A 24,740-nucleotide genomic window follows, 5' to 3' on the forward strand; every position below is an offset into this window, starting at 1 on the left:
AACCTCGTAATTTTTCTGAATCAACTTCTAAGGATAACGCACTTAAAGAAGATGTGCCCTCTCATCATTCATATTCTGGTGAAGAACTTACGCTAAATAGCAAAGAATCTTCACTACCTCATACGGTAGTGAAGATTCTTTGTCTCAGATAAACCGAGTTTTAATCTAAGAGTGCGTTGACAAATTCTTGCGCATCGAAGGGTGCAAGATCGTCGGGGCCTTCGCCCAATCCAACAAGTTTGACAGGGACGCCAAGCTCTTCTTGAATAGCGACCACGATGCCACCTTTAGCGGAGCCATCTAATTTAGTCAGTACGATGCCGGTAATATCAACAACGTCGGAGAAGACTTTTGCTTGCATCATACCGTTCTGTCCGGTCGTTGCATCAATAACGAGTAAAACCTCTGTTACGGGTGCTTCTTTTTCGACAACTCGCTTGATTTTACCGAGTTGATCCATCAGTCCGGCTTTATTTTGTAGACGTCCAGCCGTATCAATCATCACGGTATCTACGCCACGAGAAACACCCTCACGAATCGCTTCATAAGCTACTGAGGCGGGGTCAGCACCGTCTTTTTCAGAACGTATCGTTTCGACGCCGACTCTATCGCCCCACGTTTGTAGCTGATCGGCAGCCGCTGCACGGAAGGTATCGGCAGCACCCAATAAGAGTTTTTTCTCTTCAGCGACCATCACACGAGAAAGCTTTCCGACAGTGGTCGTTTTGCCAACGCCGTTGACACCCACCACAAGAACTACACCAGGTTTACCGTTCTCTCCCGTGGTGCATAGAGAACGGTCAGTATCAACACCAACAATCTTTAGCAGTTCTTCGTTGAGCATCTGCTTGACCTGTGTGGGGTTTTCGGTGCCTTCGATGCGTACACGTTGTTGTAGATTTTCTACTAACCGCCCAGATGCATCAGCTCCTAGGTCTGCAAGAAGTAAAGTTTCTTCCACTTCGTCCCACACGTCTTGATCAATTTTGTCTCGTGAGAGAAGAGAAAGAAGCCCTTTTCCAAGGAGGTTGTTTGAGCGAGCCAGACGGGCACGTAACCGCACGAGACGGCCAGCAACTGGTGCTGGACGGTCGATAGTAGGTTGTCTGTCAGCGTCTGCAGGTTCACGGTCGTTCGCGTCTCGGGTGGAGTCGTAGCCTTCTGGTGGAGCTTTTGGCCCACGCAGTAACACCGCCAAAACACCGGCGAGGACGAGAACACCAAGGACTATGTACAAGATAAGAGTCAAGGTATCGTTCACTCTTCTAGCTTCTCATACGTGCCCCGCTCATCGGAAAACTTCACCATAAGTTTTCATAAAAAATATTGGGGTCAGTGCACTCCCCTTGAGGGCATCTCACATATTTTATCGGCCGGTATACCCTTTTTCAGCAAGGTCTTTCGGGAACCGTGGAGAGCGCCAAGGTAACCACCCGAGCATCATCACCAACAGCAGTGCACCGGACACCCCAAAAGCCCAGTTATAGCCCCAGTGGTCGGCAATCCACCCAGCCAGTAACGGACCAATAATTTGTCCAAGGTCAGCAAACATCTGGTAGGTGGCAAGAACGGTACCACCGGAACGTTCGTTTCCTACGATATCGGCAATAGCAGCTTGCAGGGACGGCCCTAATACGCCAGTACCAATGCCTGTTGTAATAGAGAAAATAATAAAGAGCATGGGTGAACCAGAAACGCCCACCAAAATAGTAGAAACACCGGCAAGAAGTAGACCATAGAAAATGAGGTTTCGGCGGCCATGCTTATCAGAAAAACGCCCCGAAATGTTTTGGGTAATAGCGTTACCGCCGGCGTAGAAGGCCATCGCTAAACCGGCTAAAACAATCCCACCGTTATTTGGGTCGTAGTTTTCACCGTGATGATAGCTCGCTAAAAGGGCTACGGCAGCAAGAGGCATTAACGCCACACGTAAGCCCAAAGCTGCCCATCCAATAGCAAAGTTTGTGCCTAGACCGGCACGGAAGTTTGTAAACTTCCACGCATTTTTAAGCGATAGTTCAGGTTGTGTTTTAGGCGGAATGGAACCAGCATATTGAGCTTCTTTGAGGTAGAAGAACACCAGAATACATGCAATCAGCAATGCTACCGCGTAAATCACGAAAGGTAGACGCATCCCTAACCCCACCATGAGGGAACCTACCACTGGCCCTAAAATATTGCCAAGAAGGAAGGCTGTTGCGTAGTACCCAGAAATTTTTCCACGCAAATGCGCAGGAGAATAACGCACTAATAGTCCCATAGCAGAGACGGTAAACATCACAGAGCCGATACCGCCTAATGCACGAAAAGCCATCAGGACAGGATAATTCCATGAGATGGCAACGCCGAGAGAGCCTAAGGCAACAATGATCAACCCTGCCATATAGATGGGGCGTTCACCCCAGCGAGCAACAAGTTTTCCAGAAGCCGGAGCAAATAGTAAACGGGTGGCAGCGAACATGCTCACCACAGCAGAAGCGGCTTGTACACCCACATTAAAACTTGCAGCGTATCGAGGAAGAACGGGAGCGATGAGCCCAAAACCTAACGCAATCACAAAAGCAGCAAGAATAAGAACTTTCAAAGGCCCCGGGATGGGAGTTTTTGAACGTTTCTGGGAAGTGCCAGTTTCAGAAAGATTCTGATATTGTCGAGCTGCTGTCGGGTGTGCCGCCGTAATAGGGATAGCGCCGGTATCAAGATGATTATTGCGTTGATAGGAATCAGACATGGTTCTTTATCTTACTCTCCTCAAAAGTGTTTAGGGTGATGTGATAGTGATAAGACAACAGGTCTTCTCTCTAGGATTCTAAAGCATCACGAATAGATTGGGCGTCTTGGCTGATGACGTTGCTAACCCCCTGAAACATCGTAATGCCGTAGAGAGTCTGGGCGATTTCCATGGTGCGAGGTTTATGCGTAATAATCAGCAGCTGACTCGTCTGACCTAGACGTTCAAAGACTGGTAGGACACGTGAGAGGTTACGGTCGTCTAAAGCAGCTTCGACTTCATCAAGTACATAAAACGGTGCAGGTCTAGCCTCAAAAATTGCAGTCACTAACGCTAAAGATGCTAACGCACGTTCCCCGCCAGAGAGCAAAGAGAGCCTTTGTACTTTTTTGTCTGCAGGTCGCGCATGAATTTCAATTCCGCAATTGAGTAAATCTTCGTCATCAGTTAGCGCTAAGGTACCTTCTCCGCCGGGGAAAAGTTCTGCAAAGATTCGTTCAAAGGCGTCTTTAGTCTGCTCAAATGCCTCAACAAAAGCAGTTTTCATATGGCGGTTTAACTCTGCCATCAGCGAGCGCATTGAGGCTCTGGATTTCTTCAGATCAGTGATTTGGGTGTGCAGGTATTGTTGGCGTTCGTCTAGGGCTTGGTATTCTTCTAAGGCTAGAGGGTTGACGGTTCCTAGTGCTTTGAGTCGTTGTTGTTCTTGGTGCAGGTTTTTTTCGAGTTCGGCACGGTGGGGTGTGTTGTTCTGGAGGTAGTTTTGGTGGGTTTCGAGAAGTTCTTCAATGGTGCAGCCGAGTTCTTCGTTAAGACGTTGGTTGAGGTTTTCGTAGCGGATACTGCTCTGAGCTTTTTTGAGGCTGAGTTTTTGTAAGGTGTTGGTCAGTGTTTGATGTTGGTGTGTGATGTCTGCTAGTTCGTCTTCGATGTTCTGGCAGGTGTGGTTGAGGGTGCTGAATTCTTCGCTGAGGGCACGGTAGTGCTGCTGTTGTTGAGAGTGTTCTTGGGTGAGTGTTTCTAGGAGTTTTTGGGCGCATTGTGCCACAGTGTTAGCGCGTTGTTGTTGGAGTAGGCGTTGTTGTTCGTGTTGTTGTTCTTGTGCGGTGTGTTCTTGAAGTGTGTTGAGGTGGGTTTCTAGTTCTTGAAGTTTTTCTTGGTTTAGCTGTAGGTATTGTTGGGTGTGTGTGAGTGAGTTTTGGGCGATGGTGCGTTGGTGTGAGAGGTGCTCTAGTTCTTCTTTAAGGGTGTTATGTTCTTGGAGCTGTTGTGGGTTTTCAGGGGGTTGTTGTTTTTGTAGGGTGGTGATGGTTTGGTTGAGGTGTTCTAGTAGTTGTGCGTGTTCTTGTTCTTCGGTGCGGTATCGTGCGAGTTTTTTCTGTTGGTATTGGTGTTGTTCTTGTTCGTGGCGGTGTTGTGTGGTGAGTTGGGCGTGTTCTGTTTCTAAACGGTGGATAGTTTTTTGTATTTTTCCTATGTGACGTGCTGTTTCGTGTTCTTGTTCTTTGATTTGAGCAAGTTTTTGGGTGTGGCGGTCGTGTTGTTTTTGGGCTTCTTGTTCTAGCGTTTCTGCGTAGGTGAGTTCTTGGGTGAGTGCGCTAATCTGTGCCGCTATTTCGAGGTGGTTATCTTCGGGTTCTGCGGTGTTGTAGCTGTAGTTGGTGTAGCGTCGTCCCTGCGAATCGTAGATGACGATGTGTGGATGTTGTTCTAGAAGATGGTGTTGGTCTTCTGTGAATTCTGGGGTGAAGTAGATGTGGGCTAGGGCTTGTTGAAGTATTTGTTGTGCGTTGGGGTGTTCTGTGCTAACACAGTGTATTGCTGGGGTAAGCCCGTTAATGTTTTCGGTGTGAGTTGTTGGGGTGTTGTGTGGAGCGAAGAGTGTGTTGTGGGAGGTGTTGTAGGTAGGTTTTTCGTAGAGGTAGCTTTGCGCATATTTTCCTAGTGCGTGCGCTATGGCTCGTTCTTTTCCTTGCTGAATCTGAATGAGACGGTGAAGAGGGTTGCCGGTGTGTTCTGGGGTGTTCTCTTCAGGTGTTTGAAGGAGCTGTTTAAGGCTTGTAATGCTTGCTTGTAGGGTGTGTACGGCGATGGCTCGTTGTGTGCAGATGTTTCTACTGTGTTCGCTCTTGCGGGCGTATTCTTCGTGTTTTAGGCGTAGCTGTTGCTGTTGTTGTTCTTCGTGTTGCAGAGTTTTTGTGTGCTCTTGCAGGGTGTGGGTGAGCTGGTCAAGATTCTGGGCGTAGTTTTGGTGTTGTGTTTGAGCGTTTTTAAGTTCTTCTCGGTAGCGTTGGTGTTCAGCGCGGATTCTTTCATATTTGGCGCGCAGACTGGCTCGTTCGGTAATGCTTTGGGTTAGGCGTTCTTGATGTTCTTTGCGGCGGTGTTGCTGTTGTTGTATCTGTTCTTGGCAGCGTTCTATTTTTTGGTGTTGTTGCTCGTATCGTAGGGTGAGGTCTTGCAGAGTGTGGGTCAGGTCTTCGCATTGTTCGCGGAGTTGTTGTTCTTCTGCTTTTTCTTGGGTGATGGAATCTTCGGTACGGTGAAGATGCTGTTGGTAGCTTTCAAGAGAGTTATTTTTTTCGGTGAGGCGGGTTCTCTCCTGTGCTAGTGCTCTAAGAGATTGTGTTGCTGCCATGATTTTTTCGAGTTCTTGAAGGTTCTCGTGCTGTTCTTGACGGCGTTGGTCAAGTTGTGTTTGCAGAGCGTGGTGTTGTGTTTTCTTGTTGTGGCAGGTGTTGAGAGTCTCGGTAAGTTTTCGGTGTTGGATCTGTGTTTTTTGGTAGAGGTCTTCGTCTTGGGTGTGTTCTTGGTGTTGTGTGAGTGCTTCATGTGCGAGAAGTTTTTCGCGTAGTTCTCGTATCTGTGCTTGGATTTCGTAAGCGGTGCGGGCGTTTGTGGCTTGTTCGCCGAGTGGTTTGAGTTGGTTGGTGAGTTCTTTGTTGAGGTCTTCGAGACGGTTGAGGTCGGCTTTCATCGCGTGGAGTTTACGTTCTGTTTTTTCTGCTCGACGACGGTAAGTGAGGATTCCGGCGGCTTGTTCGATGAGGGCTCGTCGTTCGGTAGCTGAAGATTGGAGGACTTTGTCGATGTGTCCTTGCCCAATGATGGAGTGTTCTCCTTTAGCGATGGACGCCGTGTTAAAAAGTTCTTGAACGTCGCTTAGTCGTACGGTAGTACCGTTAATTTCGTATTCTGAGCCGCCTCCGCGGAAGAGGGTTCGTGATATTTCGACGGTGCTATGAGGTAAAGGGAGTTCGTGCTCTGAATTGTCGAGCACGAGGGTTACTTTCGCTCGTCCTAGTGGACTTTTGTGGGAAGTTCCGGCAAAAATGACGTCTTGCATGGCTGATCCACGGAGGTTTTTGCTTCCTTGTTCTCCTAACACCCATAGGAGTGCGTCTACGACGTTGGATTTACCTGAGCCGTTAGGTCCGATGATGGCGTTGATACCGTCGTTAAAGTCGAAGACCGTGGTTGAGGCGAAGGATTTGAATCCACGTAAGGTCATAGAGATGAGGCGCACAGGATTCCTTTCTCCAAGGTGCTGTAGGTTGGTGGTAGCCAAAAAATTTGATTCTTTACTAGCACATATAGTGTGAGATTATCCCTTGAGCTAAATATGTACTAGAGGTGTTTTTGGCACCTAGAATGTTCTCATAGGTTGCCATCAAGGGTTTCCTCTCCCCTGGTGTTTGTGTTGGGTTTATGAGATGTTCTCTCAATAGATAAGTCTAAGACATACACCCCGAACGTGGACGAAAGCAAGTATCGCATTGACCGCTAACTCTGATATCCGTCATTCTGATGTGGCGTTATTATCCATTGAACATGAAATCCCTTCTGAGGTTGTCACATCAACCTATTTTGATGAAAAACTCGCTCAAACATATCAAAGGCTGAGGCTGCCTAAAGGTCTGTTAGAACGTTTAGCAGGCATTTCTGAACGTCGTTCATGGGGTGCGCAAATGACCTTTGAAGATGGTGCCGTATCTGCGGCGCAAAAGGCGTTAGATGCTGCCGGTATTTCTGGCGATCGTATTGGTTTGATGATTAATGCTTCTGTCACTCGAAGTCATTTTGAACCAGCCGTTGCTGTGGGCATTCATGATCGTTTAGGGCTTCCGGCACACACCTTAGAGTTCGATATGACCAATGCGTGTTTAGGGTTTGTTAACGCGATGACAGTTGCCGCTACCATGATTGATGCTCATGCTATTGATTATGCGTTGGTAGTTGCGGGGGAAGATCCTTCACCGTGGCATGAGACGGCATTACGTATCCTCGACAAGCCTGAAACCACACGTGATGATGTGTTAGCACAATTTGCAACGTTAACCCTTGGTTCGGGGGCGGCGGCAGCTGTTTTAGGTCGCCATAGTTTGCACCCGCAAGGGCATCGGCTGGTAGGTTCTGTCTCGCGTGCAGGTACGGAGCATCGTCATCTTTGTATCGGTGGAAATGCCGCTGAGGGGATGAACACCGATGCTGCAGGCCTGTTAAAACATGGTTTAGAGTTGGTTGCTCAGACATGGGAAGAGGCTCATCATCGAGGGTGGGATTGGACTGATATGAATTCTTATGTGACACATCAGATTTCTAATGCTCACACGAACGCCATTATTGAAGCTGTTGGTATTGATTCGGAAAAGATCCCGATGACTTTCCCCTATTGGGGTAATGTTGCGGCGGCGGCTTTGCCCATGACATTAGCGCAAGAAGCCCCAACATATCGTGTTGGGGATCGTATTTTATGTATGGGGGTTGGTTCTGGTTTGAATACGTCGCTGATGGAGATTCTCTGGTAGTTCTGCCCTGTTCTTGTATCTCAAAAAAAGAATAATAGTTTCTATCCTTCTCCCCCGTGAGAAGGTTCCTCTTTCCCTACATAGCTGGGGTGAAGAAACTCCATGAAAGGTTCCGTTGCAGTGACTCATTCCCTTTTTTCTTCTGCCGCACAATGGCCCGGTGTTGACCCTCATTGGTTGCATCGTCTTGAAGTGTGTTCTACGAGCGCTGTAGATGCTGGACAGCGTCGTTCGTGGAGTTATCTGGATAATCTTCCAACGTTGGAGAAGAATTCTTTGGAGCCGGTGGGCACGATTCTTGCCGTCCATGGAAACCCGACGTGGTCATATATTTGGAGAAATATTCTTCAAGCGGGTGCTCACCCTGAGAATAGGTGGCGTGTTATTGCTGTTGACCAGCTAGATATGGGGTATTCAGAGCGTACCGGCACGGTGCGCCGTCTTGAAGATCGAGTGCAGGACTTATCAGATTTTACGAAAACAATCGGATTAGATGATAGTACACAACCGGTAGTGACTCTTGCCCATGACTGGGGCGGGTTAGTCTCTTTGGGATGGGCTTTAGAACACCAAAATATTTTGAGCGGAATCTTATTAACAAATACTGCAGTCTTTCATGCTGAAGGTTCAGCTATTCCAGCACCATTACAGGTTGCCCTTGCCCCTGGGGTACACCGTTGGGGTACACAAAAAAGTACCGCATTCTTAGATGTGACCTTATCTTTGGTGGGGCAAAACCGATTATCTCAACAGGTTCGTGCCGCGTATCGTTCGCCTTATACGTCGTCGAACCTTCGTGAAGGTATCCGCAATTTTGTTGCTGATATACCCGCAACGCCTCAGAGCCCTTCCTATGCAATGATGCAGAACATTGCAGAGGGCATCCGTCACCTTCAAGTGCCAGCTTTTTTTCAGTGGGGTGTTCAAGACCCTGTCTTTACCCGTCGCTATTTAGCAGACTTGATGCGCAGAATGCCGCATGCAGATGTTCATTGTTATGAGAATTCTTCACATTTAGTGATGGAAGACCAAGATGTTGCTACCCCATTTTTTGAATGGCTTCATGAACATTTCATGCAAGAACACACATTACGTCAGCAGCATGTTCAGCGTCGTGCAAAGAACGTTCATAGTAAGAGTTTCGTTCCCATGGGTGCACAACTTGAACAACGGCGTGAAGAAAAGACGCTAGCTGTTGTCGATATGCATCCCAAAGATTCTACGCGCATAGCACGCCACTATACGTGGGCAGAACTTGCTCAAAACGTAGAACGTGTTGCTAATGGGCTTGAAGATTTAGGTGTTCGACCTCAATCACGAGTGAATTTGATGATTCCCCCCGGCGCACTACTGACAACATGTATGTATGCGTGTCTAAAAATTGGGGCTATCGTTGTTGTTGCTGATACTGGTCTTGGAGCCAAAGGCCTGACTCGAGCGCTGAAGGGGGCAAGACCAGATTATCTGATTGGTATCCCTCAAGCATTAGCAGCAGCAAAGGCTTTCGGCTGGCCAGGGTTCAGAATATCGGCGGAGCCACTCACCGGTGTGATGAAAAAAGTTCTTGGTGTTAAAGCGACTCTGGCAGATTTTACCGATACTAGTGTTCGGTCTCGCCCCGTTCGAGATGCTCAAGAGCATGCAGCAGTGCTATACACTTCGGGTTCAACAGGGCCAGCTAAGGGAGTGCTCTACACTCAACAACAGCTGAGCGCGATGCGAGATGCCATTATGAGCACCTATCATCTGCACCAAAATACGGGACTTGTTGCAGGATTCGCACCCTTTGCCTTATTAGGACCAGCCCTTGGCGTAACAAGTGTTACCCCAACAATGGATGTGACCCAACCTAAAACTCTTACCGCCTCAGCATTAGCCCACGCGGTAGAAGCAATTTCCGCACAAACGGTGTTTCTCTCCCCTGCCGCACTCATGAATGTGGTCAAAACCTCCGCAGTATTAGCAGAGCAAGAAAAACATGCTTTAGCTCAGGTACGCACCGTACTTTCTGCAGGTGCCCCATTGAGCACCTCGCTGTTAGAAGCTGTTCATGCGATTCTTCCGCACGCAAGCATCCACACTCCCTATGGTATGACAGAGGCTCTACCCATCACAGATATATCCTATGAACAGATACAAGAAGCAGCTGCTGACGCTGTATCTAAAAATGTTTTAGGTGCAGGAAATGGTGTCTGTGTTGGAACGCCGATAGCGGGTGCACAGGTGAGTATAGCGCCGCTAGACAAAAACGGTGTAGCGGGGGTAGAACATCATCAGATTCCCGGTGTGACCGGTGAGATTCTGGTGCGTGCACCTCACGTCAAAGACCGTTATGACAGGCTGTGGGTCACAGAGCACCAATCAATAGCCACACCCGGCTGGCATCATACTGGAGATGTGGGGCATTTAGATGAGCACGGCAGACTATGGGTTGAAGGAAGACTCTCACATATTATTTTGGGTGCTCAAGGAATATACACCCCTGTAGCGGCTGAGCATACCGCCGAAAAAATTATGGGCGTACGACGTGCAGCGGTCGTCCATGTTGGCCCTGCCGGTTGTGCTCAAGCTGTTGCGGTGGTTGAAACAGACCCACAGACCCGTAAAAATGGTCTTGCCAGTGTAAAGCTGACACAAAAAATTCGTAACCAAGTGTTTGAGGAAACCGGAATTAGCCTCTGCGCGGTACTTGCCGTGAAAGAGCACCCAACCGATATCCGTCATAATTCAAAAATTGACCGTACGTTACTGGCACAGTGGGCAGAGAAAGTTCTCTCTGGAGAGAAAGCGAAAGTATCGTGGTAAAAACACCGGTTTCTTTACGTCCCTTACCACACATTGCACCGATTCGAGAGCGACAAGAACGGGTCCTTGTGACCGGCGCTTCAGGGTTGTTAGGTCGAGAAGTTGCCCTCGACTTTTTACGACGCGGATATCAAGTGCGTCTTGTTCAACGCCGCGATGCACAACTTCAGAAGATATTACCACCGGCTTTAGCTCAAAACCTTTCCCAGATACGCGCCGACTTAGGTGACAAGAACCGTTTAGAAGAAGCTGTTGACGGTTGTGATGGGGTCGTTCATCTAGCTGCTAAAGTATCTTTCGCTGGAAGCTGGGAAGAGTTTTATCAGACGAACGTTCAAGGCACACAGAACCTTCTTCAAGCCGCGACACATCACTCAATCACCCGTTTTTTGTATATTTCTTCGCCCTCCGTAGCTCATACTGGGGTGTCTTTTATGGGTGCAGATAATACTGCTGCAGCACCCGAACACACCAGAGGATATTATGCGAGGTCAAAAGCTATTGCCGAACACCTCGTACTCGCAGAAAATAGTGAACGCTTCCACACGGCAGCGCTACGACCGCATATTGTGTGGGGCCCATCCGATACACAACTTGTTGAACGTGTCTTAGAACGAGCTGCAGCAGGAAGGCTTCCCCTGCTGAACGACGGTACAGCACTCATTGACACCACCTATATTGACAATGCGGTAGACGCTATCGTAACCGGATATGAACGGTTAGAGAATATTCAGGGACAAGCACTCGTGATTACTAACGGACAGCCGCGACCGGTGGCAGAAATAATCCACCACATGTGCACGGCCGTGGGTATTGAACCGCCCAAACGCTCTGTACCAGCAACATTAGCCCGCGCCCTCGGTAGCGTCATCGAGAAAGTATGGGAAAAATACCCTGGAGAAGACGAACCACCCATGACACGTTTCTTAGCAGAACAGTTATCAACTGCTCATTGGTTTGACCAACGACGAACCCAAGAACTCCTCGATTGGGCGCCCAAAGTATCGTTAGAAGAAGGATACGAACGGTTAGCGCAGTTCTATCAAGACCGATACCGACACTAAAAAGTGCCCTGAAGCGTATCTGCTTCAGGGCACTTCTCTACGATGAAGTTTTCTTTTGACGCGGGGCACGTTGGCATCTCGGGCAACGATAACAGCTCCGTTTCATCATCACCTCACGAATGATGGTACTCTCTACCCCATTTTCTTGGCACCGGTAGCACAGCTGCCCTTCACGCCCATAAGCGTTCAAAGAACGATCAAAATACCCAGATTCCCCGTTAACGTTGACATAGAGGGCGTCAAAGCTTGTTCCTCCAGCTTCTAAAGCCTGTGAGAAGACCTCTTGTATTGAGTGAACGAGTTCTCGGGTCTTTGCCATGCTCATAGTTTTCGCTGGTTTCGCGTAGTGAAGACGCGCTCGCCATAGCGCTTCGTCAGCGTAAATATTGCCGACTCCTGAAATAGTTGATTGGTCCAGTAGTAGACGTTTGATGGCGCTGGATGTTTTGAGCATTTTCTGTCGAAACTCGTCAATATCAAAATTCGTATCTAAAGGATCTCGTGCAATATGGTTCAGACTTTGCGGAATATACGGTAACGATAATGTGCTTGCGCTAGATGCGGATACAGGGTGTTGTCGTGTATCCGATACGGGAATAAGCGTATCAAGGTACATTCCACCAAAAATTCTTTGATCCACAAAACGTAGCTGTTCAGCAGCAGGTTCTGCTGTGGAGTGATGGTCTTGATTCCCTAGAGTTACCGTGATTTTGAGGTGTTTTTCTGGCGGGAACTTTGAGGTTTTAAAAAGGACTTGACCGCTCATCCCTAGGTGTATGACAAGAGCTGTTTCAAGACGGGTACCATCAGCGTTTTCGAGGATGCTCCAGAGGTATTTTCCGCGTCGTACGACGTCAATAATTGTCGTATCTTTGAGGGTGTGTGCAAACTCTTCAGGCGTATTCTCGCTACGGCGGATAGAGCGGGTATCGTGAACGTTCACGCCTGTAATACGTTTGCCCAGCGCGTGTGTGAGCATTCCACGGCGTACGACTTCAACTTCAGGTAGTTCAGGCATCCTGATGGTGTGATTGTAGTTCTTTACACGTTTTTTGGGCTGCTAAACGTTCTGATTCTTTTTTGGAGCTTGCAACACCTTGGTGATAGGTGGTGTTAGCGATATGAACGGTAGCAGTGTATTCGGGGGCGTGTTCAGGCCCCGAGACGGATACTTCGTAGCGGATGTCCCCAAGTTTTTGGGATTGTACGATTTCTTGAAGTTCGGTTTTCCAGTCTCGTCCGGCGTCAAGGATTTCTTGGTCATCGAGCATGGGGGCGATAAGTTCGAGGACGAGGTCACGGGCACGGTCACGGCCGAGGGTGATATAACACATTCCGAAGATGGCTTCGAGGGTGTCGGCGAGAATGGAGTCTTTATCTGCTCCGCCAGTTTTTTCTTCGCCTTTTCCTAACCAGAGGTAAGCGCCGAGGTTTAGGGTTCGTGCAACTTTTGCTAGTGCCCATGATGAGACAACAACATGGTGTCGGCGTACGAGTTCCCCTTCAGGCTCGTTGGGGAAACGACGGTAAACGTCTTCGGCAATAGCCAGTGAAAGCACGGAGTCACCGAGGAACTCTAGTCTTTCGTTGTGGGGTGTTCCAGGGTTCTCAAAGGAGTAGGAACGGTGCACGAGTGCTTGCTGAAACGTCTCGGTATCAATATTGAGACCGAGACGTTTCAACAATTCTGATGAATCAGAGTTATTCATACTAACTTTACGCGTCAGCTACCTTGCGACCCTTGTACTCGTAGAACAAGGCGTTACCTGCAGAGTCAGTAACTAGCTTTGCCTGGTGAGGCAAAGAATAGGTTACACGACCGTTTTCAACGGTCTTAACCAGCTGAGGTACGGACGCCTTCCACTGGGAACGGCGTGCGCGGGTGTTAGCACGGGACATTTTCCGCTTGGGAACAGCCACAGCTATCTCTCTTCTCTAGAAAATACGGTTATTAAGTTTATTTATCCTCGTTGAATATGCCGGTTAAAGCACTCCAGCGCGGATCAAGCACCTCATGGTGATGCCCCGGCTCTTCTTCCAGGCGGATTCCACATTCGGAACACAATCCCTGACAAGAGTCCTTACAAAGGGGCTGGAACGGCAGTTGTAAAATGACTGCGTCCCGTAGAGCCGGTTCAAGGTCGATATAATCGTCCTCTACCGTGTACTGCTCATCTTCTTCGTCTTCTGGGCCACCAGCGGGTGCCTTCTCAAAGACGAAGAGCTCTTGAATATCTGCTGACACGGTTTCAGAAACCGGATCAAGGCATAAACTGCAGTCACCGCTCATGTCGGCGGTTGCAGTGCCACTAACCAGAATACCATCTACAACGGATTCTAGCCGGAGATTGAGTTCAATGTCCGAACCTTCTTCCGCTCCGATCAGAGCATTGCCAAAATCCTTTGGCGCTGGTATCACTTTATCGAGGGTTTCCATGGTCCCAGGTTGATGACTCAGGTTCCGAACAGAAACCTTCAGGGGCGATGAATCTTTTCGTGAAATGACGAACTCCCTTATGATAAGTTTTGACCAACTACAAACTCTAGTTGCAGTTCGGCTACATAGCAACTATTCCAGCTTCACGTATTCTATTCAAGCACCGTTAATGTGCTGTTAAGCTCACTTTTCGCGTGATATTTTCTGTGTTAAAGCACGTTGCACAGGCACAGGCACAAAAGAATCAAGCTGTCCCCCATAACGGGCAACATCACGAACGAGCGTCGACGACAGCTGAGAATACCGCGAATCCGAGACCAAGAAACTTGTCTCCACACCACTAAGATGACGATTCATCACAGCCATCTGCGATTCATACTGCCAATCTAAAGAATTACGGACACCTTTAACGATTAAATGCGCGCCACGAGACTTCGCGTAATCAGCAAGTAACATAGACGGCATCAACTCCACGCTCACGCCGTCCAAAAAACCAAAAGTCTCTTGAACGAGCGCAACACGCTCCTCATCACTAAAAAGATAGGTCTTCGCCGAGTTACGAGCAACAGCAACAATCACGTTGCCATAAAGTTTGGCGGCACGAGTAATCACATCAACATGCCCATTATGAATAGGGTCGTAAGAACCAGGACAAATAACTAGCTGCATACCCTATAGCCTAACAGTGGAAGCACCCATAAATAGTATCCAGAAACTCTCTACGACACTAACTGCACATAGTACAGGATAGTCTCACCATATTTTTTCTGACGGAACTGTTCCAAACCAGAAGGAATTTCTACCGGCTCCATACGAGAAGAACGCTCCAGAACTACCACAGCGTCATCATTCAAATGTTCTTTTAGGAGGATTAACAGCGTGTGCACCTGCTCATTAGGCATATCATAAGGAGGATCCACAAAGACAACATCCCACGGCTCCCCCTGATAACGCTCCAAAAAACGTTGGGCATCCGATGTATAAATCATGGTGGACGCAGCAGAACTCAACCCTTGAGAAACACGCGCCACATTCTCACGAATCGTCGCAATAGCCGTCGAAGACGAATCTACAAAATCAACATGGCGAGCACCACGGCTCAAAGACTCACACCCTAAAGCACCAGAACCACCAAATAAATCAAGTACACGCCCCTGCGATAACACCTCGTACCCCTCCAAACGAGAGAATAAAGACTCTTTGACGCGGTCTGTTGTTGGGCGCGTCTTATTCCCTGGCACATGAGACAAGGGCAAACTACCGCATTGACCGGCAATAATTCTGCTCATGTTCTTCTGCCCTCCATAACTTAAACCGTAGACGTACATCAACCATCATATAAAACCCTCGTAAGTTATCCTCGTGAGAGGAATTGTTCATGTTCAGCACCCACAAAACGTTCAATCCATCTCGCCACATCAGGATGTTTACCTAACGTGGGGTCTTCTTCAATGAGAAGACGAGCATCTTCACGGGCCTTTTCAATAATGTCGGCGTCATCAATCGCTCTTAACAATTTAAGGGTGCTCTTTTTGCCCGATTGGGCAGCACCAAGAATATCTCCCTCACGGCGCTGACGTAAATCAATCCTTGAAAGCTCAAACCCATCTGTTGTAGAAGCTACCGCGTCTAAACGATCTCGTGAAGGGCTCCCCTGCTCTTGCTCCGTGACCAAAAGACACGTTCCCGGAAGCTGCCCACGCCCAATACGACCGCGAAGCTGATGCAAACCAGAAATACCAAAACGATCCGCATCTAGAATCATCATAAGCGTTGCGTTCGGGACGTTAACACCAACTTCAACAACAGTAGTACACACTAAAAGCTGAATATCACCTTCGCTAAAGCTCTGCATCACGTGAGCTTTTGTCTGAGTATCCAAACGCCCATGAAGCATATCGATACGCACACCAGAAAGCACCGGCATATGAGAAAGTCTCTCGAGAACTTCTATCGCCGAATGAAGCTTCTTCTGAGAACTACCCTGATCTGTCGAGAAAAGATGTTCGGCCTCAGAAGACACCTCATCTTCTGAGATATCCTCACCAACTTTAGGAACAACGACATACACCTGATGCCCCGCATCGATTTCTTCGCGAGCGCGTTCCCAAAGACGGTGCTCCCAGTGTGGGTGTTCTGCTAGAGGAACAACAATACTTTTAATTTTTTGGCGACCTGCTGGTAGTTGGTCGAGTACAGAAATATCGAGGTCGCCAAAAACTGTCATAGCGACGGTACGCGGAATGGGTGTTGCTGTCATGACTAAACGGTGCGGCAGTTCTCCGTCTGCGTTGCGTAAGCTATCACGTTGTTCAACGCCGAAACGGTGTTGTTCGTCAACGACAGCTAAACCGAGGCGCGCAAAGTTCACGTCAGAACTTAGTAGCGCGTGAGTGCCGATGACGATATCAGCTGCACCAGATGCGATGTCAAGAAGAACCTGTTTTTTCTCCGAAGCGGGCATGGACGCTTTGAGCAGACGCACGCATACAGGTGGTTCATCGTCGTTGTGGCTGGTGAGCGGGCGTAGGATTTCGCACACCGATTGGTAATGTTGTTCGGCAAGGACTTCGGTGGGGGCAAGCATTGCGGCTTGTCCGCCGGAGTCTATGACTTGAAGCATGGCTCGTAGCGCCACAACGGTTTTTCCGGAGCCGACGTCGCCTTGTAATAGGCGATTCATGGGGGTGCGTTGGCTGAGGTCTTGACGTATTTCTTCTCCTACATTTTTTTGTCCGTCTGTTAGTTGGTAGGGCAAGAGTTCGAGAAGACGTTGTGCGTACCCGTTTTTGAGGTATGGCCACGAGTCGGTGGTGTGTTCTGCGCGTTGAGCGCGGATACGAGCCAGCGCGCTTTGGAGGATGAAAGCTTCTCGATAGCGTAAGGAATGTTGAGCTTGTTTCCAGGTGTCGTCACTATCGGGGGTATGTAGAGCACGGTACGTCCATGCCAGTGTCGGTATTTTTCGTTTGTGTCGTGTTTCTGGTGGGAGTGGGTCTTCTAGTTCAGATAATGGCGCGTGGTCAAGGAGTTCTGCGATAGCGGCGCTGATTCTATCGGTTGGAAATTTAGCGTTTGCGCGGTAGACGGGAATGGGTGCGTGTGCTTGAGTGTAGGCGTGTGATGAGACGTTGTCTCCGGTAGCACGATGATATTCGCCGATCACAGCATAGTGGGGGTTAGTGAGGGTCAGTTCTCCTTTGTAGGCACCTACTTTTCCAGAGAAGAGGACATGATCTCCTGTTTGCATGTCTCGTGCTGCAGACCACGCGTTGAAGAAGGTGAGGGTCATACGGTGGGCGTTACTGGGGTGAGCGTATCCGTGTAGTTGGTGTGCCGGTGAGGGTAACGTACCGTAGCTGTCAGAGTATCCGCTGGCAGAACCTGTGAGTAGCGGATGGCTGGGTTTTTGGGTTCGGTAACTGTAGACGGTGCCAAGGGGCGCTTCGTCGTTATGGTCTTCTTCGTCAGAGAGTTGGTCACTAATAATAATTTCGGTGATAGAACCTCGACGAGAACGCATGGATCGGGTACGGACGTCGACCACTTGTGCCATGAGTGTGACGTCTTGTTCGTATTCTAGTTCGGAGAAGGGCGTGAGTTTGCCTCGTGGGAGGTATTTTTTGGGGTGGTAGTTGAGCAGTTCTTCAACGGTGTGCACGCCAAGGTGTTTTGATAATTGCGCGGCAAGAGTTTTTCCGAGGTAGACGCTAAGTTTTGTGTTCTCGAGGCGTGCTTCTTGGTGGTATTTTTGGTGAATTTTTTGGGTGAGTTCTTGATGTTCGGTGGCGGTTTGAGCCGTATTTTGGGGTGTTCGACGAGTCTTAGGTGTTTTTTTCGCCGGTTTTTTGGTGCTTTTCTTGGGTGTTGTAGCCGATGTTTGTGAACGTTTTGGTGTTGATGAGGTTGTTTTCTGTGTTTCTGCAACAGCGTCGAAAAGTGTTTGGTCTTTGGGTGTTTTGGTCATAGTGCTAGGATTTCGAGGTTCTCAACGGTGCCGTATTGTTCGAGAAGTTCTTTCACTTGTTGTGGGTCTTTCACGTGAATGTGGATACGCCAATGAGGGATGTCCGCTGTTTGATCAATCATAGCGACAGCTAGACTCTGACCAGATACTTCTAATTGTGAACGCAAAAACATCATTTTTTCTAGAGGTAACGCTATTTCGCAAAGGAGTTCGCGCAGTTCATCAGGCGGTGTATCCGGCTCACCGAGTAGTTCGGCAGGTATTTGAAACAGGTCGTTCGTCGTTGTCTCGTCGATGCTTTTTCCGTTTAACACGCTACTGAGCGCGTTGATGACCAAGAACAGTCCGACTGCCCCAGCATCTGCACTACCGTGTACGTGGCGGGTTGAGGCGGCGCTCTGATAGGCACATTCGGCGAGGAAGAACATGTGTTCTTCAGTATGCGAGGTTGTAATAGGTGCCCGCGCAATATCCGACATGACCGTGAGCATAGTTGCTTCGGCAGGTTCTATCATGGTGGCATGGGCGTGTTCTTGAGCGATAAATAATCCAAGGTGCAACGCTTCGGGGGTGAGTTCTCCGTCGTTTCCTAGTGAGCGGGTCAGAGCGTTGAACCATGCTGAGAGTAATGTTCCGGAGTTGCCGCGGCTTGTCCGTAAGGTTTCTTGTGCTGCGTCAGTGGGGTCGCATCCGTTGTGTAGATGTTCGCAAAGAGTACGGCAGGTAGCTAGTAGGTTAGAACCAGTATCGCTATCAGGGACGGGGAAGAAATTAATGTCGTTGAGTTGTTGGCAGTATTTGCTCAATATTTGTGTAGATTCTTGACACCATTGAGGCCACACAGATATGACGTTGAGAGTGTTCTTCATCGCGCTCATTGACTCTTCCTCATGTGTGGGTGGTGCGTTATCTAAGAGACATTATAGAAACGTATCAGGCAGAACCATAATCTTTATTTCGCATAAGGTGCAAGGTTATGAGAAGTGATCCCACCCGTATTCTGTTGCAGGTTCGTGATTAATAAAAAGTTGTGGCGTGGAGGTGGCAATAGTGCATGTGCCAACGGCTCTAAAACCTTGAGGGAGCTTTTCTGACGATGAAAAAGTTGCCAGCATAGAGTGGTTTTCTCCCCCGTATAGAACCCATTGTTTCGCCAGGTGCTCGGGGGTGGATGTTGCGTATTTTTGAGTATGTTGGCAGAGCCACTGGGCGGCGGGGAGAAGCTTCTTCAGGTCTTTTTCTAGAAGGTGAAGAGAGAAATCCATCGAGACTTTTGACGCTTTGGCGATACGTTGCCCGTCACGTATAAGCCCATCTGAAATGTCCATCATGGAATGAGCAGTTTCTGCAGATAACCCAAGTGTTAGAGGCGTGCTGGGACGTTTTTGGGTATATACAAGGTCTAATAATTCAGGGTTATTAACCCCTAAAAATTCGGGACTATCAAGGAGGGCAAACCCCGCCGCGGCAGTGCCAAGTTCACCGGCAACGGCGATAATGTCGGTAGGACGTGCGTTATTACGTCGTACCGGTTCGCTTAGGCATCGTCCTACCGCGGTGACGGTAATAGATATTTCTGTTGATGCGCCAAGGTCTCCCCCAGAGATTGTGCATTCTTGAGCTTCGTTATGGGATAAGGCATCGACAACTCCGTGTGCGCAGTCTTGTAGCCATTGGCAAGGTGTCTGTGGTGGAAGGCTAAGACTTATCAATAGCGTTTGAGGTACTGCACGCATGGCCACAATATCTGCAATGTTTTGGGTGACGAGTTTCCAGCCGACATCGTATCCGCTACTTTGGTGGCCACTCACCCATTGGGTGCGAAAGTCTTGATTCTCTGTTTGAGTATCAATACTCATCACGGTTAGCCCCTGGTTAAAAGAGAAAATGGCGCTGTCATCTCCTGCACCAAGAATACAGGGGTTCGGTTTGTGAACCTTTTCGAGTCTTTGTGCAACACGTTGATTGTGTTCTTCAAAGATGGGTAAGAATATTTCTAAGAGTTGTTCTTCGTTAAAGTCTTTGACGTGCGAGGTAAGGTTCATAGGTCTTTAGCTGTTGATTCGCGCATAAATTGACGGATGACGTAGAAGATTCCGCCAAGCCCAAAAAGAGAGAATAGGACGGTGGGTATATATCCTTCGATGATGGCTTTACCGCGGGTGCGTGCACTTGAAGCAGTCACCGTATTTGAGCTATGTTCTGCAGATTCAGTGCCGAATACGCCTAAACGTTGAGCGTTCTTTTCAGTATGAGCAGTTTTATGACTGTTATTGAGGTAGTCTTCCACCCATTCTGCAGTATTAGGTTGAGCGTTTTTTCGGTCATTATTGGCGAAGTTGGGTGAGTTGTTTCCCGTAGAGTTTGTCTCTGCGAAAGAGGATGGCTCTAGTGGTGTTCCTAAGCTATTGAGCTGTTCTTGCATAGAGAAGGTTCTATCTTGAGTAGCTTCTTCAGGTAGCTCGTTTTGAGGTGTGTTGTTAGGAAGTTCGGGTGTAACGGTCTCGTATTGGTGAAGTTGCTGATAAGTTTCTTCACGGTCAGCTGTGGTATTTCCTTCTTGCCCAGTTGCAGGTGAGTTTTCACGTTCAGGTGTTGTTGGTGCTGGTGATGGGGCAGCTGTCGGTTCTGATGTTTGAGGTGGCGCAGGAGTAGTGTTGGCGCCAGCGCCAATTCCCTCATCAGGCTTTTTGGGTGTTGGATCTTGAGATGGGCTAGGTTCTGTTGGTTCACTAGGTTGAGTCGTCTCAGGTGTTGGTGTTTGAGGTGCACTAGGCTCTGATGAGGCGGAAGGTGTGGGTGCTGGTGATGAGGAGGGACTGGGTGAAGGAAGAATACCCCCTCCCTCAGCGGGGGCAGATGGTGTTGTTGTAGGCTCAGAATTTATGGGTGGTGTAGGTTCTTCTCGGTCCGCTGGCACGGTAGGTTCTGCCGTTGGTGTTTGCGTGGTAGGAGGATTGAGCGGAGTCGATGGTAGCGCCGTTGGAGAGGCTGTCGGTTCAGTGGTAGGAGGTAAAGCGTCTTGGGCGTCTGCTGGGAACGTCATAAAAGACATAGCTAATGCGCATAAAGTACCGGCGCTGACCATAACAATGTTATGTTGTTTAGACATGTGAACCTCCTTCACTCTCTTGATAAGTTCTCAAGCTTTTACCCACACTATCAGGTGTCTGGGAGGGTACGCGAGTAGTGTGAAGAGGTATTTTCGTGAGTACGACGATAGAATGAGAACGTGAGTATCTTGAAGAAAACCTCTGTTCGTGTCACCTCTGCACTCTGCCTAGCGACTATGCCGCTCAGCGGATGTGGTGCTGGTGCGGTGTACCTGACCCCTGCAGAAGATGCAGCGAACCCACGTTGTGCGTATGCGATGGTGGCGATGCCTCAAGAACTTGGTGGTTTTTCTCAACGGGAGACTACCGCTCAAGCGACAACAGCGTGGGGGAATCCAAGTGTTGTGGTTCTCAAATGCGGGGTGAGTGTACAGGAGCCGGTGTCAGACCCTTGTGTTTCTGTCAATGGCGTAGATTGGATTCTTAAACCTTCAAAAGAACAAGAACAGGCTCAGCAGTCGGTTCAGCAGCCAACAGGAACGTGGGATGCTACAACTTTTGGACGTTCTCCAGCCATACGTGTCACTTTTGACGCCGAAAAAATTTCTTCCTCGACGTTATTAGTTCACCTTAGTTCGGCGGTGAAACAGCTCCCCCAGACTAAGGTGTGCACGAACCTTAGTGACGAGCTCCGTTTAGATTCTTAAACATCATCAGGAGTTTGGCTAACGTCTCTGTGTTAGCCAAACTCCTGATTAAAAGCTTGTTGCCATGATGAGAGGCATTCTTAGGTTTTAGCGCAAGCCTAGTGGGCGCTCAAGGGCCAATGCAATAAGACGATCTACGAGATCTGTGTATTTGAGTCCAGTTTTCTCCCACATTGTTTTATACATGCTGATAGGAGTAAAGCCAGGCATCGTGTTCACTTCGTTGATAACGAGCTTTCCTTCTTGAGTGTAGAAGAAGTCTGCACGAGCAAGACCTTCGCAGTCTAGGGAGAGGAAAGCCTGAACTGCTAGAGCACGAAGACGTGTATGGGTGTCTTCATCTAATGTGGCAGGACAAACTGTTTTGGTCTTGCTCTTAGGATCATATTTTTCTGTGCTGTCATAGAATTTTTGGTCCTCATTGATAATTTCACCAACATATGAGCTGATGGGAAGTTCCGTAGAAGACACTTCAAGTACGGCACATTCGAGTTCGCGACCGTCAATACCTGCTTCAATAATAATTTTGGGGTCGTGTTTTTGTGCTTCGGCAATAGCGGCGTCTAGGTCTGCTTCACATTCAACTTTGCTAATTCCGTAGGAGGAACCAGCACGCGCTGGTTTGACGAACACGGGGTATCCGAGTTTGTTAATCTCTTGTCGAGCTTGTTCAGGGTTCATTTTCCATTGGCGGTGTGTGACGACGACGTAGGGTCCAACATCCAGTCCAGCAGATTCAAACGCAACTTTCATGAAGTGCTTATCCATACCGATAGCAGAAGATGCAACACCACATCCAACGTATTTGAGGCCTGCACTTTCGAGGAGACCTTGCACCGTTCCGTCTTCGCCAAAGGGTCCGTGCAGTACGGGGAATACGACGTCGATGCTAGGGCCTAGACGAAATTCTGTAGCGCCTTCTGAGCATAGACGAAGTTTTGAGTCGCCTTCACCGAGGGGAAGGAAAACTTGTTCTTGTGAACCGCGGAAGTATGCTTTGACTTCTTTGCCTGTTTGAGCTGTTTCTTGTGCCGCTTCGTTCACGAGTTTGTTGATTTCTTCAGGAGAGCTTAAATACCAGCGGCCTTCTTCGGTGATGCCGATAACGACAACATCGTAGGTTTGAGTATCAATGGCGTTGAGTACACCCGATGCGCTCACAAGAGACACGGAATGTTCTGAAGATGTTCCACCGGCAAGTACTGCAACGGTGGGTTTGGTAACGGTGCTATTAGACATGTAACTCTCTCAAAGTCTCTTTTAGGGGTGTCGGGGAAAAGTAACAACACTTATTCTAGCGTTGTGTATGGTTTTCGTGTTTGAGGGTTCTGCCAAGAAGTCGTGGGGCAAGAGTTTCAACGGTCAGGGTTCCGTTCAATACTGCCACGACAGCTTCACAGATAGGCATTTCAACGTGGTGTTGATGGGCAAGTTCGACGACGGCTGCAGCCGACTTGATAGATTCTGCAGTTTGTGTCATCACTTCATTGAGTTGTTCTGGTCGTACTCCCTCAGCCAGTAGTCGCCCGGCGGTGTGGTTTCGTGAGAGAGAAGAGGAACAGGTTGCGATGAGGTCGCCCATGCCGGCTAGTCCGCTCAATGTTTGGGGGTCTGCGCCGAGTGCTACTGCTAAGCGGGTAGTCTCGGCAAGGCCACGGGTCATCACTGATGCTTTGGAGTTATCTCCGTAGTCTTTTCCTTCGCAGATTCCCACGCATAAGGCGATAATGTTTTTGACAATTCCGCCTATTTCTACACCAATAATATCGGTTCCTGTGTAGGGGCGAAAATATGAGCAGTTGCATAGTTCAGCCAGTAGCGCTGCAGTAGTTTCGTGGTGTGCGGCGATAACAGAAGCTGTTGGTTGTTCTGCAACAATTTCTCGGGCGAGGTTGGGGCCTGAGAGCACAGCTACGCGTTCGATGGCGTGCGGGTCTCCAGCTTCTTCAAGAACTTGAACAATCACTTCGGACATTCTTAGCCCAGTGTTTTGTTCTAACCCTTTAGCAAGTGATATCAGAATCGCATGTGGAGGGATGTGTGTGATGAAGTTTTTGAACTGTTCACGCAATGATTGTGCTGGTATTGCTAGCACAATGATGTCGGCGCCGGCTAAGGCTTCCAAGATGTTGGAGGTGTACTCTAGGTTCTCCGGCAACACGAGCTGTGGAAAGTATGCGGTGTTCATCCGTGTAGCACGGCATTGTTCCATACGTTCGGGGTTTCGTCCCCAGAGGATGGTTTGTATTCCGCTGTTCTTTTCGCGTGCGGTGTCTGCGGTGATTTTAGCAAAAGCAGTGCCCCAGCTACCGGCGCCAAGAACAGCAATTTTGCGGATGTTGTTGGTGTTTTGGGCTGTGGTAGCTGGGGCAACGCTCATGGTTCTCCTAATGTTTTTCTCCGGGTAGTTCGCGCCGTCTGGTGATGGGGTTCCAGCGCCCTTCTGGCTCTTTTTCACCTCGGATGTCTTCTAATAGTGCGGTAATGGCTGAGACCATACGCTCTGTGGCAGTGGTGAGGTCTTCTCTAGTGGGTGCCGCTGCTGGGCTGCTTCCTTGAAGGTCAGAGAAGTCGATAGGGTCACCGATTTTAACCTGCACTTTTTTACGAGGGAAAGGGCGGAACTTACCTGTTGGGGATAGAAATTCTTGGTCTCCCCAGTGGGCGATGGGGTAAACCGGAACTCCTGTTGCGAAGGCGAGTCGTGCGGCGCCGGTTCGTGCTGCAATCATCCACCCTTGAGGGTCTTCGGAGAGAGTTCCTTCAGGGTAGATGACCACAGCTCCCCCAGATTCGAGCACGTTTTGCGCGGTCTCTAATGATTTACGCGCGTCGATGGATCCTCGTGCCACGGGGATGTGAGCAAGTTTGCGAAGAATCCAGCCGATGACGGGTGCTCTAAAGAGTGATTCTTTTGCGAGGAATCTGGGTAAAGTTCCGGTGAGGAACACAGGGTAGGCAATCGTAATGGGGTCTACTTCTGAAAGGTGGTTAGAGACGACGAGGTATCCGCGGTCTCGTGGGAGTTTTTCAATTCCCTCGATTTTCAGTCCCATTAAGCAGTGGTAGAGCACTCGTGCACTGTGTCCTAGTACGCGGTATAGTGCGTCACCAGAAGGAGTGGGTTTAAGTCCTGTCAATGCTTGCCGTGGCTGTGAACCTGTCATG

At 48.9% G+C, this 24,740-nt stretch carries 20 protein-coding genes; 4 read left to right on the forward strand and 16 right to left on the reverse strand.

The genetic code is table 11. From position 1 onward, the window contains the following. Window positions 1-160: 160 nt before the first annotated feature. The 3 genes from ftsY to smc form a co-directional block, all read right to left on the reverse strand. Window positions 161-1,261: a signal recognition particle-docking protein FtsY gene (gene ftsY / locus ACN084_RS03765; RefSeq protein ID WP_419105938.1), complete on the reverse strand. Its 1,101-nt coding sequence runs from the start codon at window positions 1,259-1,261 to the stop codon at window positions 161-163. A gap of 105 nt (window positions 1,262-1,366) precedes the next feature. Then, entirely contained in the window at window positions 1,367-2,731 is a 1,365-nt protein-coding gene (locus tag ACN084_RS03770; RefSeq protein WP_419105939.1) for an MFS transporter, read from the reverse strand. A gap of 70 nt (window positions 2,732-2,801) precedes the next feature. Further along, entirely contained in the window at window positions 2,802-6,299 is a 3,498-nt protein-coding gene (gene smc / locus ACN084_RS03775; RefSeq protein WP_419105940.1) for a chromosome segregation protein SMC, read from the reverse strand. Window positions 6,300-6,507: 208 nt separating this feature from the next. Between smc and ACN084_RS03780 the strand changes: the two genes are divergently transcribed. The 3 genes from ACN084_RS03780 to ACN084_RS03790 all read left to right on the forward strand — a co-directional run bounded on the left by ACN084_RS03780 (window position 6,508) and on the right by ACN084_RS03790 (window position 11,408). Continuing rightward, window positions 6,508-7,539 (forward strand): 3-oxoacyl-ACP synthase III, encoded by a 1,032-nt coding sequence (locus ACN084_RS03780; RefSeq protein ID WP_419105941.1) that lies wholly within the window; start codon window positions 6,508-6,510, stop codon window positions 7,537-7,539. 120 nt (window positions 7,540-7,659) lie between these two features. Continuing rightward, complete coding sequence (locus tag ACN084_RS03785) at window positions 7,660-10,344, forward strand: alpha/beta fold hydrolase (protein WP_419105942.1); 2,685 nt, start codon at window positions 7,660-7,662, stop codon at window positions 10,342-10,344. Then, entirely contained in the window at window positions 10,338-11,408 is a 1,071-nt protein-coding gene (locus ACN084_RS03790; protein ID WP_419105943.1) for an NAD-dependent epimerase/dehydratase family protein, read from the forward strand. The genes ACN084_RS03785 and ACN084_RS03790 overlap by 7 nt, the downstream gene beginning before the upstream one ends. Before the next feature lie 37 nt (window positions 11,409-11,445). Here ACN084_RS03790 and mutM read toward each other — a convergent pair whose 3' ends face one another. The 10 genes from mutM to ACN084_RS03840 all read right to left on the reverse strand — a co-directional run bounded on the left by mutM (window position 11,446) and on the right by ACN084_RS03840 (window position 20,924). Continuing rightward, a complete protein-coding gene (gene mutM, locus ACN084_RS03795) occupies window positions 11,446-12,426 on the reverse strand; it encodes a bifunctional DNA-formamidopyrimidine glycosylase/DNA-(apurinic or apyrimidinic site) lyase (RefSeq protein WP_419105944.1) in 981 nt (326 codons plus the stop codon). Then, complete coding sequence (rnc, locus tag ACN084_RS03800; protein ID WP_419101405.1) at window positions 12,419-13,117, reverse strand: ribonuclease III; 699 nt, start codon at window positions 13,115-13,117, stop codon at window positions 12,419-12,421. The genes mutM and rnc overlap by 8 nt, the downstream gene beginning before the upstream one ends. A 7-nt stretch (window positions 13,118-13,124) precedes the next feature. Beyond that, complete coding sequence (gene rpmF, locus ACN084_RS03805) at window positions 13,125-13,328, reverse strand: 50S ribosomal protein L32 (RefSeq protein ID WP_419101406.1); 204 nt, start codon at window positions 13,326-13,328, stop codon at window positions 13,125-13,127. Window positions 13,329-13,365: 37 nt separating this feature from the next. Beyond that, window positions 13,366-13,845 carry a YceD family protein gene (locus tag ACN084_RS03810; RefSeq protein ID WP_419101407.1) on the reverse strand — a complete coding sequence of 160 codons (480 nt, stop codon included), beginning with the start codon at window positions 13,843-13,845 and terminating at the stop codon, window positions 13,366-13,368. A gap of 183 nt (window positions 13,846-14,028) precedes the next feature. Next, window positions 14,029-14,514 (reverse strand): pantetheine-phosphate adenylyltransferase, encoded by a 486-nt coding sequence (gene coaD / locus ACN084_RS03815; protein WP_419101408.1) that lies wholly within the window; start codon window positions 14,512-14,514, stop codon window positions 14,029-14,031. A gap of 50 nt (window positions 14,515-14,564) precedes the next feature. Further along, window positions 14,565-15,134, reverse strand: a complete 570-nt coding sequence (rsmD, locus tag ACN084_RS03820) for a 16S rRNA (guanine(966)-N(2))-methyltransferase RsmD (RefSeq protein WP_419105945.1) — start codon at window positions 15,132-15,134, stop codon at window positions 14,565-14,567. A 65-nt stretch (window positions 15,135-15,199) separates the two neighbouring features. Continuing rightward, the gene (locus ACN084_RS03825) at window positions 15,200-17,812 is read right to left on the reverse strand and encodes an ATP-dependent DNA helicase RecG (protein WP_419105946.1); all 2,613 of its coding nucleotides are present in this window, start codon (window positions 17,810-17,812) and stop codon (window positions 15,200-15,202) included. Beyond that, window positions 17,809-18,690, reverse strand: coding sequence for a DAK2 domain-containing protein (locus tag ACN084_RS03830; RefSeq protein WP_419101411.1), 882 nt, complete (start codon window positions 18,688-18,690; stop codon window positions 17,809-17,811). Before ACN084_RS03830 ends, ACN084_RS03825 begins: the two co-directional genes overlap by 4 nt. A gap of 96 nt (window positions 18,691-18,786) precedes the next feature. Then, window positions 18,787-19,857, reverse strand: a complete 1,071-nt coding sequence (locus ACN084_RS03835) for a thiamine-phosphate kinase (protein WP_419105947.1) — start codon at window positions 19,855-19,857, stop codon at window positions 18,787-18,789. Further along, window positions 19,854-20,924 (reverse strand): hypothetical protein, encoded by a 1,071-nt coding sequence (locus ACN084_RS03840; RefSeq protein WP_419105948.1) that lies wholly within the window; start codon window positions 20,922-20,924, stop codon window positions 19,854-19,856. Before ACN084_RS03840 ends, ACN084_RS03835 begins: the two co-directional genes overlap by 4 nt. 120 nt (window positions 20,925-21,044) lie before the next feature. On the opposite strand from ACN084_RS03840, the gene ACN084_RS03845 reads away from it, so the two are divergent. Further along, entirely contained in the window at window positions 21,045-21,572 is a 528-nt protein-coding gene (locus ACN084_RS03845; protein ID WP_419101414.1) for a DUF3515 domain-containing protein, read from the forward strand. 87 nt (window positions 21,573-21,659) lie between these two features. On the opposite strand, the gene ACN084_RS03850 is transcribed toward ACN084_RS03845, so the two are convergent. Genes ACN084_RS03850 through ACN084_RS03860 form a run of 3 tightly spaced genes read right to left on the reverse strand, consistent with a single transcriptional unit; the run spans window position 21,660 to window position 24,739 of the window. Continuing rightward, window positions 21,660-22,811, reverse strand: coding sequence for a D-alanine--D-alanine ligase family protein (locus ACN084_RS03850; RefSeq protein WP_419101415.1), 1,152 nt, complete (start codon window positions 22,809-22,811; stop codon window positions 21,660-21,662). Between the two features lie 55 nt (window positions 22,812-22,866). Next, window positions 22,867-23,952, reverse strand: coding sequence for an NAD(P)H-dependent glycerol-3-phosphate dehydrogenase (locus ACN084_RS03855; protein ID WP_419105949.1), 1,086 nt, complete (start codon window positions 23,950-23,952; stop codon window positions 22,867-22,869). 7 nt (window positions 23,953-23,959) lie between these two features. After that, window positions 23,960-24,739, reverse strand: coding sequence for a lysophospholipid acyltransferase family protein (locus ACN084_RS03860; RefSeq protein ID WP_419105950.1), 780 nt, complete (start codon window positions 24,737-24,739; stop codon window positions 23,960-23,962). Window position 24,740 lies beyond the last annotated feature (1 nt).

This window comes from Rothia sp. P7208 (genome assembly GCF_048512915.1).
Taxonomy (GTDB): domain Bacteria; phylum Actinomycetota; class Actinomycetes; order Actinomycetales; family Micrococcaceae; genus Rothia.